The following is an 18,901-nucleotide window of genomic DNA, read 5'->3' as shown; positions in this document are numbered from 1 at the left end:
TCAACGATAGTGTCGGTTGCATCCTTAAATATATGTAACACCTAAGTCATACATCTTTCTCATGGCTTCCATGGCGGAACTATAGTACATGCTTGCTTGTTTGTATTTCTGGTGATCCTCAAAGTATTTTCCGAGTATAGGATAATACTCTGCTAAAAAGATCCACTCGTTTCTTTTTCTAAAGTAAGGAATCATTTCTTTTATCATGAATTGAACAGTTGAGTCATTAAGCTCCCCATGAGTAAAGAGTTCTTTGTGATAAAGGAAATGAAGTTCATATCCTCTGAAAATGGGGTTATCCTTCACATGATCCATCCAAGTGTTCAGTAACTGTAGGCCTTTTTCTGGTTGGTTTGTTTTTTCATAACTTTTGATTAATGCATAAATCGTCATAACTTTAGCGATAAAAGGTTCACTCTCTTTTGCTTGTAAACTTCTAGAAAATAGTTCGATCGCCTTTTCCGTTTCACCTTTATGATTCGCAATACTACCTAAATTATGGTAGACAATCCCTTTAATCACTTCATCACCAAACGAATTCGCGATGGTTTCGGCTAGGAGTAATTGCTTAATAGATTCATCGAAATTTTTAATCCTCGTTTGGACGATAGCAAGTATAATCCTACAATCTGCACATCTTTTAAAGAAATAGGTTTTTTCAAATATGGTCAGAGCCGATTGTGTGTATTCTAGAGCGGTAATGCTTTTAAATAGCTGATTAGCTGTAAGACCAATCATGTAGAGCAAGTAGCCTCTTTCCCATTCCTGAAAACGATGTTCTTCTAACAATTTTTCAGCTTTTAAAGCATAGCTATGTGAGTCTTCAAATTCTTCCATAAAAAAACTGAGTTGTGATCTAGCCAGCAGATAGTAAAAAGCTTTTTCCCCTTTGATCACATCGTCAATATAACCAACTTCATCTAACATTTCAGGTACACCATCTATTTCTTGTGTAGTCATCATGATGTACATACTTTTAAAAATTTTGTTCAAGATATCCTCTTCTACGGATTGTGAAGGTAAATCTATCAAATTATCATATTTTTGCTTTGCAGTTGAATAATCTCTCATATATAGAGAATAGAAGAGATCTACGTAATTTTGCATGATACTTTTTTCGTTTTTAGTATGTAGTCTGATAGCTAATCGTTCTGCTAGATGCTGCTGTATTTCTTCTGATGGTTCAGTGACTCCATTTTCAATCTTACTTAAATAAGGTACTGAACATATCCCGACAGCGAGTTCTTGCTGGGATAAGTTTTTGACTTTTCGGAAATAACGAATCTTTTCCCCTAAGTTCATTTTTTGTTACCCCGCCTTTGTTCATAAATTGGATTTACAATTATTAGGTATAAGCTCACGGTAAATTTTTTCCCTTCTCTAAATATACATGAACTTTAACTGTAAGAGGAAACTAGTCTTTAATAATTGCAATATATCCCCTAAATCACTTCATGTTTCCCAATTTTCATGGGCTAATTATTAGGTATAATTATCTATAGAAACTAACAACTAGGGTGAAGGCTATGACTATTGAAAGAGGCGATCTTGTAACATACCATGATGAATTACACAAAGTGCTTCACGTGTATTCATCTGATTTTCTTGAGATCAGAAAAGTAAACGAACCATATATACCACGTGTTATTTTGGTTCATAAATCGGAAGTTAATGCCCAGCCATGATAAATAACTATATACATGAACTGACTCAAGAGTGATGTTACCACACTTGAGTTTTTTTATTTGACTTATAAAATAATGTATCAGAATTTTCTGTAATCATTTACAATAATAGTACTAATGATTAAGGAGGAATTTAACATGAAAAACATGACTACTCAAACCGTACAAACATATAAGGGTGGAACACGTTCTTAACTTATAGACGGTGTGTCCCCTTATGTGTGCCTCGTAAAAAAACACAAAAGGGGTAAATCATGAATTTTCCAATCAAACGTTTTTTCTCCTATTACAAACCGTATTTAGGGTTATTTCTATCTGTATTAATTACTGCGTTTATTGTTTCTGGAATCACACTCATCCTTCCGCTGCTTGTTCGGTATATAACTAAAGATGTTTTAGAAGGGGACTTGTCTGTTGCTCTTCATAAAGTCTACTGGATTGGCGGAATCATGTTCCTATTAGTTGTCGTACAAAATCTTGGAACCTACTTTGTAGACTATAAAGGACATGTGGTCGGTGCCCGAATGGAAAGTGATATTCGCAGCGAGTTGTTTCAGCATCTGCAGAAACTTTCTTTTAGCTTTTACGATAAAGAAAAGACGGGCCAACTCATGTCTCGCGTAACGAACGACTTATTTTTACTTGCTGAACTGTATCATCATGGTCCAGAAGATTACGTCAAATATTTCGTGAGGTTCGTAGGGGCATTTGTGATTCTGTTCTTTATCAATGTGCCTTTAACGCTTGCTGTATTTTTATTCCTGCCGATCATCGGTTTTCTCTCGCTCTATTTTAATAAGAAAGAGAACGTTGCTTTGCGGCGAAATAAGGAGCGTATTGCAGATATCAACGCACAGCTTGAAGATACACTTTCAGGCATTCGAGTCGTAAAGTCCTTTGCAAACGAACAAGTAGAGATTCGTAAGTTTAATAGAGAAAATCTTCGTTTCTTAGAAAGTCGAAGAAACACGTATAAAGTAGAAGCAACTTTTTATAACAGCATACAGATCTTGATTCAACTCATCACGATTACCGTTGTTGTGTTCGGAAGCGCTAGTATCGTTAATCAAACGTTGGATTTAGCTGATCTGATCACGTTTTTGTTATATGTCGGCTATATGGTGGAGCCCATTCAGCGTCTGACTCATATGAGCACACAGTTTCAAGAAGGCATTACAGGCTTTCAGCGCTTTATGGAGATCATGAACCTGAAGCCAGATATTGAAAGTCAAAAAGATGCCTTACAGTTTTCCACGGTGAAAGGGGAGGTTGTTTTTAAGGAAGTTAGCTTTCAGTACGAACCGCATTTAGATTCTGTGTTTTCGAATCTTTACCTTCATATAAAGCCTGGAGAGTACGTTGCGCTAGTGGGTCCATCAGGTGCGGGAAAGACAACATTATGCTCGCTCATCCCTCGATTTTATGAAGTGACAGAAGGGGAAGTGCAGCTTGATGGTGTGGACATAAGAGAGCTTGATTTAAATGATTTAAGAAATCAAATCGGTGTTGTTCAGCAAGATGTTTATTTGTTTGCGGGAACGGTAATCGATAATATTCGCTATGGTAATAATGAAGCGACTGATGAAGAAGTGGTGGCGGCCGCAAAGCAAGCCAACGCTCACGAGTTCATTATGAGCTTGCCAAATGGGTATCACGCTGACATCGGTCAACGAGGAGTGAAGCTTTCTGGTGGTCAGAAGCAACGGCTCAGTATCGCCCGCGTATTCTTGAAGAATCCGTCTGTACTCATTCTAGACGAAGCGACGAGTGCACTGGATAATGAATCCGAAGCTGTAATCAAGCAATCACTTGAGTCACTAGCAAAAGGGCGTACGACGATTGTTATTGCTCACCGCCTTTCCACAATCCGCAATGCTGAACGAATTATTGTTCTAACGAACGAAGGCATTGTGGAGGAAGGTACACACGATGCATTGCTTAGCTATAATGGAGCGTATGCGCAGCTTTACAATAAGCAGTTTGAAGTGCTGTATTAGATGTTTTCAAAAAAGTCTTTCCAATAAAACGGAGAGGCTTTTTTATTTGAGAAAGGGTAAGTATCGAATTGTAAAAAAAATCGGTAAATCATCTGCACTTGCCGTACCCTTTTATCTAAAAGAATTGAATAAATAAAAATAGAGAAAGCGTAACAACAATAACGGTGAGTATGGTCCATAGATAGATCTTTAGAATCTCTTCAGAGGTGCCTTTTCCTTTCTTTACTCTAAATAGTAACCACATGTCAATGGTTGCGAATACTGTCGCACATACTCCCCCTGTAAACGTATATAATCCCCAGAAACCAAAGATTAGTCGCCCTATTAATAGGCCCATTGTTCCAAGTAAAACAATGTACACAGGAATACTAATGATGTAATTCATACCTACTTTACAAATGATATACTCAATAACCGCTGATGTTATAAACCCAAAACATACGATGACACCTGACGCTATAAATGCGGCAAAAATCGGAATCAAGATGATCTCTAACCCACTTTCACCAGTATCGCGGTCTAAAACAGACAGTACTGTCAAAACTAGTGAAAAAAGAAAACATGTTATTATGGTAGCGAAGATCTTGCGTTTTCCAAAAGCTTCTTCCATTCTTACATACTCCTTTTTCTTATTTTATAGATATCTACTATAGAATGAATCCTAACATTAATACTATGACGTACAAAGGGGATGTAGATAGAAGCAGTGCTATGTTTTTGCTTTTAATCATTCTACTAGAAATATAATAGACGAAGCTGCCCACTGTTAATAACGGGGTGATTAAGATCATAAAATATAAATCCCCATAAAATAGTAAACTAAAAAATATACTAATTGTGATAGATAGAAGCAATAATAGAGATAGATTCAATGAGTGTTTCTTATTAGGAACAAGATAAAGTACAGCTTCTCCTAGAAAACATATGAAATAAACGAAAAAGATGAAATAAGGCATAAGAAAAGGAAGCCCGTCATTTTCTCCGCTAAATCCTGTGCTCAGGAAGAAATAAAACATGGTGAATAAAAATGTGGTACCTGCACCTATGTATAAAGGACTTTCTTTAATGATAGTACGCATTCGACCCCAACTTTCTTCTAATGATTCTCTATCTTTATCGTACCATTATTTAGAAGGTTGAAGTTTCTTCGTTTTGGATATTAGAAAAGAACGTAACGTTTTAAGGAGTGGTAAGATGTTTGCCGCAAATGGTCTCAGTTATTTTTTATGGTGCTGCCCCAATGCGCTCGCAGTATCATAACCGCGCTGCACTCCAAGCGGCAATCGCGGATGTAGACAGCAGGGGTAGAGGAGTAGTCGTGGTACCTCCAGAGATTGATTATGGATATAAACGTGGAATCCCAAGTACCTATCCTGATTTTTCTTCAGCACGCCATGATATTCTGATTCATGATTATTCCATCAACACTCGTTATGATTCATATAACGGGGACGGTATGCAATACAGAATCATTACGAAGACTCACAATGAGACGGCTGGCAAAAATGATGGAAATACACAGTGGCTAAATGGAAATTGGCACCCAGCCTTCATGCTGATGCATGAAGGAGAAAGCACGAATAACCGAAGAGCCACTTATTTTACAGGAATAAAAGGAGAAGTGGCTTGGGGAGTGGGCCAAGGAATCAATACAGCAGGAGTATCGAGTGGTGTTTCAAAAGGCGCATCAGATGATGAATTAGCCCATTTTAAGATCATAGGTAATAAAGTAGCCGGTGGTAGAGGACTTGAAACGATGCTGGCTATCAACAAAACGAATGGATATTGGGGTTTCGGCGGAATGGCGAATCCTGACAAAGAATTTTATTTTAAAACAAAGCGTGGCTGTAAAGGGGAAGTGAAATTTGAATCACATACAGATAACTTGGAAATTAGCTTAAGCACGCCGAACAAAATGCGAAAATGGACAATTCGTGATGATACAGCTTAAACATTACTGATCTGAACGGAACTTCCAATGTAGTGAGTGACCATTACAGATTCTGGAGAAGTCATTGCAAAAGGCGGTATTAATATAAATGTATCAAGCTTACCTAATAATCCTACTGCGGGACGCATGGTATTTTACAAAGGAGAGCTAAAGCTTTACACGGGTTGTGAATGGAGAACGATATAAGAAAAAAGGAGCTGCTTGCAACTCCCTTTTAATTACCAAGAATTTTCCTCAATATATAGTTCATAATCAATTGAATCATCTTCGTTAAGTTTTTCCCTTTAATATAGACTTGATTCGATTCATACATGTACTTGTCAAAGTAAACATAAAAGACGATTCTAACAACGTTACTTCACTACAGGTCTTTCAATACCGTTCAGAAAATCGTGTATCATCTCAAGGTGATCCGTAAATAGGTTTTGTGGAAGCTTATCTATTGGGAAAAATTTATTATCCATTGATTCCGAATTAGAAGTAAGGAGATCCCCCGTAAAATCATGACAAGTAAACACATGCATTACCATGGATACTTGGTCGCCATTTGAAAAGGTTTTATCAAGGCGTTGTCCAGAATAAACGCCAAACAGCTCAAGTTTACCTAGTGTAAGTCCTGTTTCTTCAAAAACTTCTCGTCTGGCTGTATCTTGCACCGTTTCTCCGAATTCCATAAAGCCCCCTGGTAAACCCCATTGACCGTTGTCACTCCGTTTATTAAGAAGTAATTCATTTTCTGTATTAAAAACAAAAGCTCCGGCGACCACCGTAATGATCCTGGAGTGACCCACCATTGCTCTCACATACTTTATGTAATCCATCAGAATCCCCATTTCTCTATTTCCTTATTTTTCTACTATACCTTCATTATGTAAGTTCGTCTGCATTTTTTTGTAAAAAGACATAATAAAAATGAACTGGTTTATCATCCACTTCATTGGTGTGTTTCTTATAGAGTTTGAGGTCTTTTGTACACTGTTTCACAATCTACTACAAAAAGAAAAGCGAGGGTGAATCTCGTTAAGCTTCTCTTTGTAAGGCAGGCTTTTCAATCGTACTTAGCAGATCTTCGCGGGCTTTTTGACTTAGCTCATTAGAGTACTCAATAGCCTCATAAATGGATGTAAAGTGCTGTGATGCATAGTAAGGAGATTTATAGCAATGTATCACTTTCGTTTGTGAAGGATAGATGAGCACCTTCCAGTGGTAAACATTTCGTTGCTTTTCACTGCCTTCCATCGCGATGAGCCAATGTGTGGAGCTCTCGAGTGCTGCGTCGTCTTCCTGAGCTGTGTTCTTTAGAGCAGCCCGATCATTTTCGCCGATTAAAATAGGCACCTTTTCATAGAACTCCCTAAGGTTTGGGTAGTTGTTCATACCATCTCTCCTCTCAAACATGATTTGTCCATTTCACAAAGTACATGTTTCGCTTATTGTGACATTATATGAAGGGAGAGAGAAAAAGATGATAAAAAAAGAGAGCTATTCTCAGCTCTCAATGTATTATTCAAATGTATATTCAACTTGTTGTTCAGGTGTGATGTCTTCATAAGAATCTGCATCCATTGAAGAACTGAAAATGAATTTTACTTTATTTATATCATCGTTTTTGATAATAAAACCGTCTTTATATTCTTTTTTAACTTTACCGTAAAACACAGAATCTGTTTCAGAGTCATCTACAAGAAAGTCGACCATTTGAGCATCAACTTGCTCACCTTTATCTGTCACAACCTTCATTAATTCATACCATTCAACATTTTTTTCTTCTGTATTTTCTGCTGTAAAACTAACTTGTACATAAGAAAAACCTTTTTCAAGGACGTCTGAGTCAACCATAGACCCTAAAGAGACATCCACTGCGAATTCGTTACTAACTTCAGTTACCTTGATTACTTTAACGTCATTAATCGTTACTTTAATCGGTGCAATTTCAATTGTCTCATTTATCTCTTTGATTTTCAGAAGCTCTGCAGTTGCACCGCTAGTCTCTACTTTTTGACCAACTGTATCGAGAATGTAGTTTCCATCCTTGTCTTTTTTTACATTATTACTTACTTCTTTTTGCTCTGCTTCTTTTGCTTCTTTTTTTGTGTCACTTGACCCGCTTGTCTCTTCAGCGGATCCACATCCAATAAGTAAAGAACTAACTAATGCAAAACTACCTAAAACCCCAACCCATTTATTCAATATAATATCCCCTTTTATTTTTCCAATATAATGTAAAACCTTACCTATAATAAACCATTATTTAGTGCATTGCAATAACAAAAGGAAAAAAAAGAAAAAAGATGAATTCCCAATTTGGAAATTCATCTTTTAATAAAGTATTTTGATTAAAACCTTCTTCTTTTGTTACGACGAGGTCGTCTCGGCCGTCTGATCTTGATCTCTTTTACCTTAATAAAACGAACCCCGATAAATAGGAAGTAAGTAGCTAGTGCGACATAAAAGAAGATCGGTACGCTTTCGAATCGGTTCTTCGCAAGCAAGTAAAACATGTAAAACAAGAATAGCGAGATGATCGTTCCGTATCGCGGCATCGGGATATCCTTGAAGCTTGGAATCTTGATCGTGCTTACCATTAAGAGACCGAGTCCGTAAAACAGAAGTACAAAAATCCAAAGTGGAATCCATTTTACGAAAAAGACTAAGAATACAACGATTCCACCTGCAAGCGGGATCGGAATTCCTTTAAAATATTTCATCGATTCTTCTGCAGCCGTAATGTTAAATCGTGCTAGACGGTATGCACCGAATAGTGGAAAAAGACCTGCAAACAGAAAGCCCCACATCCCCAGATGAGCGAAGTAGGTATTCGCTACAAAATAGGCGGGTGCTACCCCAAATGATACAACATCCGCAAGTGAATCGAGTTCCTTTCCGAGGTTTCCTGAGACTCCTAAAATCCGAGCTGCTCTTCCGTCGACCGCGTCCAGCATCATCGCGATGAAAATGAGGATAGCTGCGTTTCGAATATCACCGTTTGAAACGTAACCGATGGAAAGAAACCCACAGAATAGATTTCCTAAAGTTAATAAGTTTGGAATATGCTTTTTCATTGTTCACGTCCTTAAAAAATACTCTTCTCTATATAATAGATGATTTTATTGGAAAAAGTTATGTTTTTTTGGTTAAGTGAGTAGTTTACCATATTTTTTGGGTGGTTGGGGTAGGGGAGATGTTTAAGTGAGTGATAGCTTATGAACTAAACACATTCAAAAATGTACAGAAAGAGACTTGGTACGGTTCATGTGCTTGGTCTGAGCAAAACAAGTATACGATTGAGCGAAAAAGAAGAGGATTGGGGTGAAACGTGAGCTACCGTGAGCGAAACGCTCAACATTTGGTGTGAAACGATAGCCATATTGAGCGAACGTGTAATAAATATAAGAACACGTACCGTAAAAACAACTTTGTTCATCTAAAATATGATAATTTGAGTCCACCCCATGAAGATCACTTCACACTTCTCTTCAAATAACTCTCAAACAAAAGGTCGATCAACAGCATCAATGTTGATCTTGCTGTAATATCATAGCCTGCGAACTTCACTCTGCCGACGGTCATGCTCAGGTTCGTCTTCACCATCTTGCCTAAAGTAGAGTCGGATGCGTTCGTGATCGCTGCTGTATCAACGACTTTATACGAAAGCTTCTCGGCTGCTTGCACGAGTGTTTTCGTTTCGCCGCTTGACGAGATAAAGAACACGAGGTCGTTCGGTTCTACCATATTCGGTAAAAGGTCGATCATGTGTGATTCGTATGTATAGTGAGTCTGCTTGTTCGTCTGCATGAGCAATTTACTAAAATACTCCGCCATCATTTTTGATAGACCTACACCTACCACCATTACACGTTTTGCGTTCACGATCTTCTCACTCAATTTTTCGAGCTCCGTTTTTTGAATGGTTTCAAACGCGGAGACAAATTCCTCTTTATAGCGCTCAACCGGATTATCCCTCAACATCACATGCTGATTTTCAATCGTTTTTAAAATGTATTTCAGTTCCGAAAAGCCTTCAAGTCCGAGCTTATGCGACATGCGTACAATCGTTGTTGTACTCACATTGTTCACTTTTGCGATCTCGGTTAACGAATGCGTTTTTGCTTCATCTATATGGTTGTCTATGTAATACAGTACTTGTTTTTCAGTCGGTGTAAGTTCAGCTAACTTGCTACTGAACTGATCTAGAAACTTCCCCATCGTTAACTTCCTCATTTCCGTACGATTCTTTCTTTTAGTATAGCCCATTTTTCATTCTGTACAAATGTACGGACTCTGTACAAAGATAACGCTTACTTTCATGTTACAAATAGAGTATAGAAAGTTGGAAGTGCTTTCATACTAGGGGAGATTGGAGTGAACGTCATGGAACTAAGAAACATGACCCATCCGAATTTAGTGTTGTTCGATGTGGATGCTCAAAATAAAGAGCAAGTTATTCGGCAGCTAATTTCAAAGATTAAAAAACAAAATTATATAGAATCTGAAGAAGCTTTATTGGAAGCGGTGTTAAAACGTGAGGAGCAATCTCCGACAGGCATGGAGAAAGGGCTAGCGATTCCGCACGGAAAATCGGCAACGGTAAAACAAGCCGTCTTTGCGGTAGCTCGTCTCAAAACACCACTCGCAGATTGGGAAAGTATCGATCCGAACAATAGAGTTCAGCTCGTATTCTTGATCGCCATTCCTGAAAGTGAAGCCGGAACGACGCATTTAAAAGTATTGTCTACATTAAGCACGAATCTGATGCGTGACGGTTACTCGGAAGGTTTGATGTCAGCGGGAACAACGGAGGAATTTTTAAACAGGCTGGATGTTGAAGAGAAGAAAGAAGCTGCTCCAGAAAAAGAGTTCACGAAGACCGTTGTTGCTGTTACAGCTTGTGCAACAGGGATCGCACATACGTACATGGCAGCTGAAGCTCTGGAAAAAGCGGGACGTGAGCTAGGTGTTTCTGTACTCGTTGAAAAGCAAGGTGCGAGCGGAATTGAAGATGAGTTATCAGCAGATGTGATCAAAAATGCAGACGCTGTCATCTTTGCAACGGATATTGCACCAAAGCAAAAAGACCGTTTTGCAGGTAAATCGTATGTGCAGACACGAGTAGCTGAACCGTTACGAAAAGGGAAAGACATGATCCAAAAAGCGCTGAGTAACCCTGATGGTGTTGTTGAAGTTGAGGAAGAAGAATCATCTACTTCACAATCAAGTGGCGGAGGCGGATTCTTTAAAGATATGGTCCAAGCGGTAATGACAGGGATCTCTTACATGATTCCCGTTATCGTAGCAGGTGGATTGATGATGGGGATCGCAAAACTCGGTGCGATGCCGTTCGGGCTTGTGAATGAACTCGCAGATCCGAAATACGCTACACATTCAAACGAGCTATTCGTTATTCTGCACCATCTCGATAAGTTTGGTGCACTCATATTCAAATTCATGTATCCGATATTTGCCGCGTTCGTCGCGTATTCACTGGCTGACCGCGTTGGTCTTGTAGCTGGATTTATCGGAGGAGCTTTTGCAGGCGGACTTCATTACACGTTCTGGAACAATCCGGAAGGCATTCCGTCTGGATTTTTAGGAGCATTGATCCTTGGTCTTGCAGCAGGTTATATCGCTCGCTTCTTGAACCGAAAAATACAGTTGAACAAAAACTTAGCTGCGATGAAGCCGATGTTTCTCATCCCAGCGATCTCTGTACTATCGATCTTTTTCTTGAACTTTTATATTGTAGACCCTGTGTTTGGCGGTCTGAACGTTGTGTTACGCAACTGGATCGAGTCTGCACAAGGAACGGGTGACGTTGTGCTTGCATCGATCATCGCTTCTGCAACTGCTTTTGACTTAGGTGGACCGATCAATAAAGCAGCTGGTGCAATCGCGATCGGACTTGCCGCTGATGAAGTGTATCCGTTAACAGCTCGCGTTCTAGCGATCGTTATTCCACCGATCGGCCTTGGAATCGCTGTTGTCATTGATAAATATATCGTCGGTCGCCGTGTATTCCCAGCAGACCTTCGTGTAGCAGGAAATACTTCGTTGTTATTAGGATTCCTTGCAATTTCTGAAGGTGCGATACCGTTCATGCTTCGTAACCCGTTGATCACGATACCGATCAACATTATTGGTGCGATCCTTGGCGCAAGTACGGCTGTCTTGCTTGGAGCTGTTCAATGGCTTCCGCTTCCGGCAGTTTGGGGCTGGCCACTCGTTGAGAACCTTTGGGCTTACTTGCTCGGACTCGTTGTCGGCGCAGCATTCATCGCATTCTCCAACATCTTTATACGCTTTGCGATTTTAAAGAAAAAAGAGAGACAAGCGTAAAAAGAAAAGCTCTGTTGTCCTTGGAAGAGATTGATTTCCGCTTCAGGATGCTCGCTTTCCGGGGGGCGTGCGGTGAGCCTCCTAGCGCTCTGCGCTGATAGGAGTCTCACCTGTCCCGCTGATCCCCCAGGAGTCTCGCACCTTACGCTCCAATCAACTTACAAGGTCGAAGAGGACAAAGTGAAATTGAAGCATTAACTCTAAAAATATTAAAAAAGAAAAGGGGCGCATCTTGTTAAAAAGGTGACCCCTCTTTCTATTAAACGTGAGCAACTCGGGAGGGAAACAGCATGAAACAGAAACAAAAAAAGGTATACGTCGTACCGCATTCGCATTGGGATCGCGAGTGGTACTTTACTATAGAAGATTCAAACCTACTACTCGTAGAAAACATGGACCGACTGATGGATGTTATGGAGAAAGACCCTGAGTATACAGGTTATGTATTTGACGCGCAGAGCTCGATCATTGATGAGTATCTAAAGATTCGTCCAGAAGAAAAAGAACGGTTGAGCCGTTTGATCGCCGATAAGCGAATTTTCGTAGGACCATGGTACACACAAGCGGATTCCCTATTAGTAAACAGAGAGTCATTGATCCGCAACTTGATGTACGGAACGCGAATCGCTGAAAAGATGGGTCACTCCCTGAACGTTGGTTACCTGCCTGATATTTTTGGTCAAAACACGTACCTTCCGTCCCTGTTCAAAGAGTTTGATATCGATTATAGCGTGTTGCAGCGCGGAATCTATACCGATCAGTTGAACGGTGATCTGAACTTCACGTGGCAATCCCCAGACGGCGAGAGCGTGAAGGCAAACAATATCTACTTCGGCTACGGTCCAGGAAAATTTTTATCTGATGATCCTCAGTACATGGAAGAACGATTGCTGCCTATTTTAGAAAAAATAGCTGATCTGAACGCGAGCACGGATAACTTGTTGTTGCCAGCCGGTGGTGACCAAGTGCTCGTGCGTGAGCATTTTCCTGAAACGGTAAAAAAGCTGAACGAAAAAGATGACAAACACGAATATGTGCTATCTGACTATGAAACGTTCATGAAGGATACGTGGCAAGAAGGAGATTTTAAGAACGTGATCGAAGGTGAGCTGATCGCGACTCAAAAATCTCGTATCCATAATACGATTCGTTCTCAGCGTTATGATATCAAGAAACTTAATGATATTGCTGAAGAAAAGGTCATTTATGAACTTGAACCTTTAGCGAGTTTTGCAAGTACGCTAGGTTTTAAATATCCGCAAAGATGGCTGGACGAGATGTGGAAGATGCTTTTCGATGTTCACGCGCATGACAGCATTGGTGGTTGTAATTCTGATGACACGAACCAAGAAATTGTGAATCGTCTTACGAAAGTTATACGAATTGCTGACGGCTGTTTGAATCTATTAAAAAAACAGATATCAGAAGCTGTGAGCCGTAAGCTAGGCAAAGATTCGATCTTTGTGATGTTCCATCTGCTTCCTAAAGAGTTTGAAGGCTCTAAAAAAGTCGTTCTTTTTACAAAAGAAAAAGGGTTCGGTGTTCGTGACCTAGACGGAAATCCTGTTTTGTTCGACGTATTGAATCAGGAATATATCTCAGGTGGAAAGACGATCGTTGTGACAGCAGAAGGTGAGAAAGAAGTAGAAGCGCCAGGTTATTACAGAAACGAAGTGCTTTTACAGAATGTGAAACTTCCGTCAATGGGATATGAAACATTTGAAGTAGTGGAAGATGAAGTGATTGAACATGTAGCTCCGAAAGTTGAAGATAACCGAGCGATACAGAATGAGAGCTTCCGCATTTTTGAGGAAGATGGCAGACTTCATTTAACGGTGAAGACATTGAACAAGACGATCTCAGATTTTATGAAGTTTGAAAATGTTGCGGATGCGGGCGATTCTTATGATTTCTCTCCGCTTGCAGGAGATTCTCCGATTTATTCCCGAGAGATCGAATCTGTTTATGTAGAAGGAAGTAAAGCTGTAGAATTCATGGAGGTCGTGCATCTGTTGCAGGTGTCGAAAGACTTGGAAGAACGAAAAGTTGGAGACGCAACAGGGTCTCTAGCTATTGTGACCCGATTCGAACTTCGTAGGGGTGAAGACTTTATACGCGTTACACATGATATTGAAAACGAAGTAAAAGATCACCGCGTGCGCGTGTTGCTGCAAACTTCTGTTGAATCACCAGATTACTCGTTCGGCGATCAAGGCTTCAGCTTGATTCAGCGCCCTACCGTTAATCCTTACATGGAGAACTGGAAAAAAGAAAAGTTCGCTGAAGCACCGGTGCCGATCTATCCGCTTGAAAATCTAGCAGGTGTAACGAACGGAGAGTTAACTTCTGCTGTTATCACGAAAGGCATCAAAGAGTATGAGTTGATGAAAGAAACGGGGCAGCTCGCTTTAACGCTGTTCCGAAGTGTTGGGCTGCTAGGACGTGACAACTTAGCTTGGAGACCAGGCCGCGCGTCAGGTATCAACAACAAAGTCGTTTACACGCCAGATGCCCAAATGCAGACGAAAATGTCGTTCGAGTACGCAATTACGGTCACAGAAGGTCATGATGTTAAACAGTTGTTTAACACGGTAAATAATTATCGCGGACATAGTGTGAGTTATCAAAAGCAAGCGTTGAACACGTTTGAAGAGAGACTCGACCGTTTTGAAATTCCTTATCCAGTGGATATTTTACCTGCGAGATTCAGCTTGTTTGAGACAGAAGGTGACCTGTTCCTAAGCACGATGAAAAAAGCGCATGACGATGATTCGGTCGTCTTACGTTTGTTTAACCCGAGTGAGGTAGAACAGACAGTCTTATTAAGAAGTGAACACATCCAATCTGTTCTACAAACGAAACTGAACGAAAAAATTGTGATCGACGTGAAAGACGAAGTGACGGTTCGAGCAAGAGGATACGTTACATTAAAGCTTCGTATGAAGGAGAATGTGTAATGAGTTTTCCAAAAAAAGTTGAGAATTTGTTAAAAACAATCTATGGCGAAGATTTTTCGCCTAATTATAAAGAAGAGATCGTTATGCTTGTAGAGGGTTGGAGAAAGAAGAAGTGGAGCGAAACAGCTCCACTTTCTGAAAAAAATGTGTATCTGATCACGTACGGCGACATCATCAAAGAAGAAGGGGAGCCGACGTTAAAAACGTTGAACAAGTTCATTAACGAATACGCGGCAGATGAGATTACGGATGTACATTTGTTACCGATGTTTCCGTATACGTCTGACGATGGTTTTTCGGTCGTTGATTATCGTGAGATCCACCCTGAACTGGGGGATTGGTCGGATATTGAACATTTCTCAAGCGATTATCGTTTAATGTTTGATTTTGTGGCGAACCATATGTCGAAGTCGAGCAAGTGGTTTCAAGGCTATCTGAAGGGTGAGGCAGAATATGCGAACTATTTTACCCCGAAAGAAGAAGGTTTCGACGCTTCAAACGTTGTGCGTCCTCGTACTTCTCCGCTATTTCACGAGTACGAAGGCGGAAAGACAGCGTGGACCACATTCTCTGAGGACCAGGTGGATGTGAACTTTAAGCATTTTCCTGCGTTGCTTGAGATGACGGATATTTTACTGAATTATGCGAACCGCGGTGGGACAAGCATTCGTCTAGACGCGATCGGTTTCATGTGGAAAGAATCTGGTACAACATGTATTCACCTTCCTCAAACACATGCCATCATCCAGTTGTGGCGTGAGATTTTAGAAGAATTGCAATTAAACACGCTCTTAATCACAGAGACGAATGTTCCTCATAAAGAAAATATCAGCTATTTTGGTGACGGAAACAATGAAGCACATATGGTGTATCAATTTTCATTGCCGCCGCTCGTATTGCACACGTTAACGACTCATGATGCGAGTAAGCTGACCGGTTGGGCGAAGTCGATTGAAAAGGTGTCTGATTCGGCTACGTATTTTAACTTTTTAGCGAGTCATGACGGTATCGGCATGCGTCCAACAGAAGGAATTTTAACAGAAGAAGAGCGTTCCTCATTGGCTAAGAAAGTACTGAGTAACGGCGGTCGTGTTTCGTATAAAAGTAACCCAGACGGAACGGAATCTCCTTACGAGCTGAACATCAATTACATGGATGCGATCATCAACAAAGACGAAGATACGAGTGAAGATATGCAAGTGCAAAAAATGCTTGCGGCACATTCCGTTTTGTTCTCCGTGATGGGTGTTCCAGCCGTCTATTATCATTCGCTGTTAGGGTCTGAAAACGATTATGAAGGATTGGAGTCGTCAGGAATCAACCGTCGAATCAATCGCCAAAAGTTTCAATACGATGAGTTGGTAGCTGATTTGGAAACATCTACTCGACGTCAAAAAGTGTTTACGGGATTGAAGCGTTTGATTCGTACGCGTCAGCAGGAAACGGCGTTCTCGCCATTCGCTTCACAGTCGATTGTAGATCTTGGGAAGCAGGTATTCTCACTGATTCGCAGAAATGAAGAAACAGGTGATACGGTGCTGTTCGTGATGAATGCATCGAATAAACTGATCGATGTGGAACTTCCTTTCGGCGGGCAAGACTTGTGGAGCGGAACTTCAGTTGAAGGAACTGTTGAACTTGTTCCGTATCAGTTTATGTGGATTAAAAAATAAAGTAGGTGGACACGGATGAAGATTGTCATTGCTCCTGATTCATTTAAAGAAAGTATGACAGCGGCTGAGGTCTGTAGAGCAGTGGAAGCTGGTTTTAAAAGTACGTTTCCCCAAGCAGAATATGTGCACGTTCCTGTTGCCGACGGTGGAGAAGGAACCGTTACATCGGTTGTAGATGCAACAGGCGGCGAGATGGTCGAAGTCCAGGCAACAGGTCCGCTCGGTGAAAAAGTAGATGCATTTTACGGAGTAACAGGTGACGGGAAGACGGCAGTGATTGAGATGGCTGCTGCTTCCGGTCTTCATCTTGTTCCGAGAGAGAAGCGGAATCCTTGTGTGACAACAACACGGGGAACAGGTGAACTGATTCTAGACGCTTTAAATCGCGGTGTAGAGCGAATCGTGCTCGGTCTTGGTGGATCTGCAACAAATGACGGCGGTGCTGGAATGGCATCTGCACTCGGTGTTAAGTTTTTGAATGTGAACGGCGATGAGTTGAGTGCTGGTGGTGAAGCGCTTCGTGAACTGTTGACCATTGATGTTTCTGGACTAGATGCTAGACTGCAGTCAGTGAAGATAGATGTGGCGTGTGATGTAACAAATCCGTTAACGGGACCGCACGGGGCATCGGCTGTTTTTGGACCGCAAAAAGGTGCGACGCCAGAAATGGTTGGCATTTTAGATGAAAGTTTAAAACGATACGCTGAAGTAGTGGAGCGAAATCTTGGTGTTGCAGTAGATGAGTTACCAGGCGCGGGCGCTGCTGGCGGCCTTGGTGCAGGAGTTGTGGCGTTTTTAGACGGAAAGCTGCAGAGCGGAATTGATCTTGTGCTTGATGTAATTCATTTTGAAGATAGGGTTCGTGATGCGAATCTCGTCATTGTTGGAGAAGGCAGGATCGATTCTCAAACCATTCATGGGAAAGCGCCAGTTGGTGTAGCGAAAAGAGCGAAGACTGTTGTGGACGGTGTACCCGTTGTTGCGATTGCTGGCAGCATAGGTCCTGATTATGAAACGGTGTATGATCACGGAATTGATGCTGTTTTTAGCGTGATGAACAGTGTGGTGACGTTAGAGGAAGCATTGCTGCATGGAGCGACTAATGTGGAAAACACAGCGGAAAATATAGCTCGTGTTATAAAGTATGTTAAATAAAGAGGCATGGAATCTCCATGCCTCTCTCTTATTTATGATTTCTAGTTGTAACTAATCGCTTGTTTACCCATCTGTTCCCAAGCGGCAACGAAGTTTGTTCGATTGATCTTACGGTTTTTCTCGTTCGTCAAAGGATCGTTGAAGTAGATATATTGACTGTCATAACCTGTAACGAGTACAGAGTGTTCTCTATACGTAATTTTGACGGGTCCCTGTTCCGTATAAAAAGTTTGAAACTGAGAAGAAGGAAGTTTAGTGAACCACGTATTAGCGATTACCCAAACAGGTTTCTTTTTATCAAGCTGGTTTGTAACACTTGTAAAAGGTTTTCCTGTTAAGTTTACAACCCGATTACCAAGATACTGCCTTGTCAACGTGTCGATCGGTTTTTGATATACGCCATAACCAGGTTTGCTTTTGTCATACATATCGCCGACAAAGCCTACGTTTGGATTACCAAAATACACTTTTCCGTCTACCTTGCGATAAGGCGTTGGATCTTTTACAACTTGTTTTGCAAGTGTCATCTTGTCTGCTTTTACACCAGCATAATTTAACAGCATGGCTAAACTCGTAACTTCACAACCTCTTGGAAGCTCTGGAAGTTGAGAAACGAGAGGTGCATTCAATAACACTTTTGTAGGAACAGTTGTTTTAACAAGCCAACTCGCGATCCAACCTGTTCGATTATCAGGTAACGTGATGCGATACCAGAGCTCGTTTCTAGAATTCGTAAACTGTTCAAAAGCGACTACTTTTGTTCCATTTTTAAGCTGAGTGACTATCTTATAGTCTGTACTCGCACCTGAACGGATATTGGCAACATCTACATTTACATAAAGAGTTTTACTAACTTTAGTAGCAGCAGAAACGTTTATTCCTGAAAAATATGTAGAAATACTAAGCAATAAACAAACAACAAGTAAACTTTTTAAAATCCCCTTCATTTTTCCCCTCCATCATTTAATTTATGGCACTCTTAAACTCTATTAAATGACAGAATTTTCAGCAATGGGCAATCTTCTTTATTTTATTAACATAATAACCATTACTTAGAAAAACGACGGGAGATATGGCATAGACCATATTGTGCATATAAAACTTTTGGTAAACTACTGATTAATAAATCGTTTTACAAAGTGTTTAAACT

General features: G+C 40.5%; 15 protein-coding genes. 7 read left to right on the top strand and 8 right to left on the bottom strand.

Annotated features, from left to right (window positions below):
* Positions 1 to 24 precede the first annotated feature (24 nt).
* The gene (locus IHV11_RS13400; protein WP_197189998.1) at positions 25 to 1,302 is read right to left on the bottom strand and encodes a helix-turn-helix domain-containing protein; all 1,278 of its coding nucleotides are present in this window, start codon (positions 1,300 to 1,302) and stop codon (positions 25 to 27) included.
* A gap of 224 nt (positions 1,303 to 1,526) precedes the next feature.
* Here IHV11_RS13400 and IHV11_RS13395 point away from each other — a divergent pair, with 224 nt between their 5' ends.
* Together IHV11_RS13395 and IHV11_RS13390 are read left to right on the top strand one after the other, a co-directional pair.
* Positions 1,527 to 1,685 (top strand): hypothetical protein, encoded by a 159-nt coding sequence (locus tag IHV11_RS13395; RefSeq protein ID WP_197189997.1) that lies wholly within the window; start codon positions 1,527 to 1,529, stop codon positions 1,683 to 1,685.
* Positions 1,686 to 1,939: 254 nt separating this feature from the next.
* Positions 1,940 to 3,682, top strand: a complete 1,743-nt coding sequence (locus IHV11_RS13390) for an ABC transporter ATP-binding protein (RefSeq protein ID WP_197195109.1) — start codon at positions 1,940 to 1,942, stop codon at positions 3,680 to 3,682.
* Between the two features lie 115 nt (positions 3,683 to 3,797).
* Here IHV11_RS13390 and IHV11_RS13385 read toward each other — a convergent pair whose 3' ends face one another.
* Positions 3,798 to 4,292: a hypothetical protein gene (locus IHV11_RS13385; protein ID WP_197195108.1), complete on the bottom strand. Its 495-nt coding sequence runs from the start codon at positions 4,290 to 4,292 to the stop codon at positions 3,798 to 3,800.
* 588 nt (positions 4,293 to 4,880) lie between these two features.
* Between IHV11_RS13385 and IHV11_RS13380 the strand changes: the two genes are divergently transcribed.
* On the top strand, positions 4,881 to 5,633 hold the full coding sequence (locus IHV11_RS13380; RefSeq protein ID WP_197195107.1) for a hypothetical protein: 753 nt from the start codon (positions 4,881 to 4,883) through the stop codon (positions 5,631 to 5,633).
* Between the two features lie 353 nt (positions 5,634 to 5,986).
* Here IHV11_RS13380 and IHV11_RS13375 read toward each other — a convergent pair whose 3' ends face one another.
* From IHV11_RS13375 to IHV11_RS13355, 5 genes are all read right to left on the bottom strand, one after another.
* Complete coding sequence (locus IHV11_RS13375) at positions 5,987 to 6,454, bottom strand: NUDIX hydrolase (protein WP_197195461.1); 468 nt, start codon at positions 6,452 to 6,454, stop codon at positions 5,987 to 5,989.
* A gap of 199 nt (positions 6,455 to 6,653) precedes the next feature.
* On the bottom strand, positions 6,654 to 7,010 hold the full coding sequence (locus IHV11_RS13370) for a hypothetical protein (RefSeq protein ID WP_137790873.1): 357 nt from the start codon (positions 7,008 to 7,010) through the stop codon (positions 6,654 to 6,656).
* A 126-nt stretch (positions 7,011 to 7,136) separates the two neighbouring features.
* Positions 7,137 to 7,823: a hypothetical protein gene (locus IHV11_RS13365; protein ID WP_197195106.1), complete on the bottom strand. Its 687-nt coding sequence runs from the start codon at positions 7,821 to 7,823 to the stop codon at positions 7,137 to 7,139.
* A 146-nt stretch (positions 7,824 to 7,969) separates the two neighbouring features.
* Positions 7,970 to 8,695, bottom strand: coding sequence for a CDP-diacylglycerol--serine O-phosphatidyltransferase (gene pssA, locus IHV11_RS13360; RefSeq protein WP_137790872.1), 726 nt, complete (start codon positions 8,693 to 8,695; stop codon positions 7,970 to 7,972).
* 397 nt (positions 8,696 to 9,092) lie between these two features.
* Complete coding sequence (locus IHV11_RS13355; protein WP_197190359.1) at positions 9,093 to 9,839, bottom strand: MurR/RpiR family transcriptional regulator; 747 nt, start codon at positions 9,837 to 9,839, stop codon at positions 9,093 to 9,095.
* Between the two features lie 165 nt (positions 9,840 to 10,004).
* On the opposite strand from IHV11_RS13355, the gene IHV11_RS13350 reads away from it, so the two are divergent.
* The 4 genes from IHV11_RS13350 to IHV11_RS13335 all read left to right on the top strand — a co-directional run bounded on the left by IHV11_RS13350 (position 10,005) and on the right by IHV11_RS13335 (position 17,751).
* Complete coding sequence (locus tag IHV11_RS13350) at positions 10,005 to 11,966, top strand: fructose-specific PTS transporter subunit EIIC (RefSeq protein ID WP_197195105.1); 1,962 nt, start codon at positions 10,005 to 10,007, stop codon at positions 11,964 to 11,966.
* Positions 11,967 to 12,256: 290 nt separating this feature from the next.
* Entirely contained in the window at positions 12,257 to 14,923 is a 2,667-nt protein-coding gene (locus IHV11_RS13345; RefSeq protein WP_197195104.1) for a glycoside hydrolase family 38 C-terminal domain-containing protein, read from the top strand.
* Complete coding sequence (locus IHV11_RS13340) at positions 14,923 to 16,596, top strand: alpha-amylase family glycosyl hydrolase (protein WP_197195103.1); 1,674 nt, start codon at positions 14,923 to 14,925, stop codon at positions 16,594 to 16,596. Before IHV11_RS13345 ends, IHV11_RS13340 begins: the two co-directional genes overlap by 1 nt.
* Positions 16,597 to 16,611: 15 nt before the next feature.
* Positions 16,612 to 17,751, top strand: a complete 1,140-nt coding sequence (locus IHV11_RS13335) for a glycerate kinase (RefSeq protein ID WP_197195102.1) — start codon at positions 16,612 to 16,614, stop codon at positions 17,749 to 17,751.
* Positions 17,752 to 17,792: 41 nt separating this feature from the next.
* Here the strand turns inward: IHV11_RS13335 and IHV11_RS13330 are convergent, their stop codons facing one another.
* Positions 17,793 to 18,698, bottom strand: coding sequence for a C39 family peptidase (locus tag IHV11_RS13330; RefSeq protein ID WP_231620340.1), 906 nt, complete (start codon positions 18,696 to 18,698; stop codon positions 17,793 to 17,795).
* Positions 18,699 to 18,901 lie beyond the last annotated feature (203 nt).

The organism is Fictibacillus sp. 26RED30 (assembly GCF_015903845.1).
Lineage (GTDB): Bacteria > Bacillota > Bacilli > Bacillales > Fictibacillaceae > Fictibacillus > Fictibacillus phosphorivorans.
The sequence above is the reverse complement of the archived record's forward strand: the minus strand, read 5'-3'. Positions and strand labels throughout refer to the sequence as shown.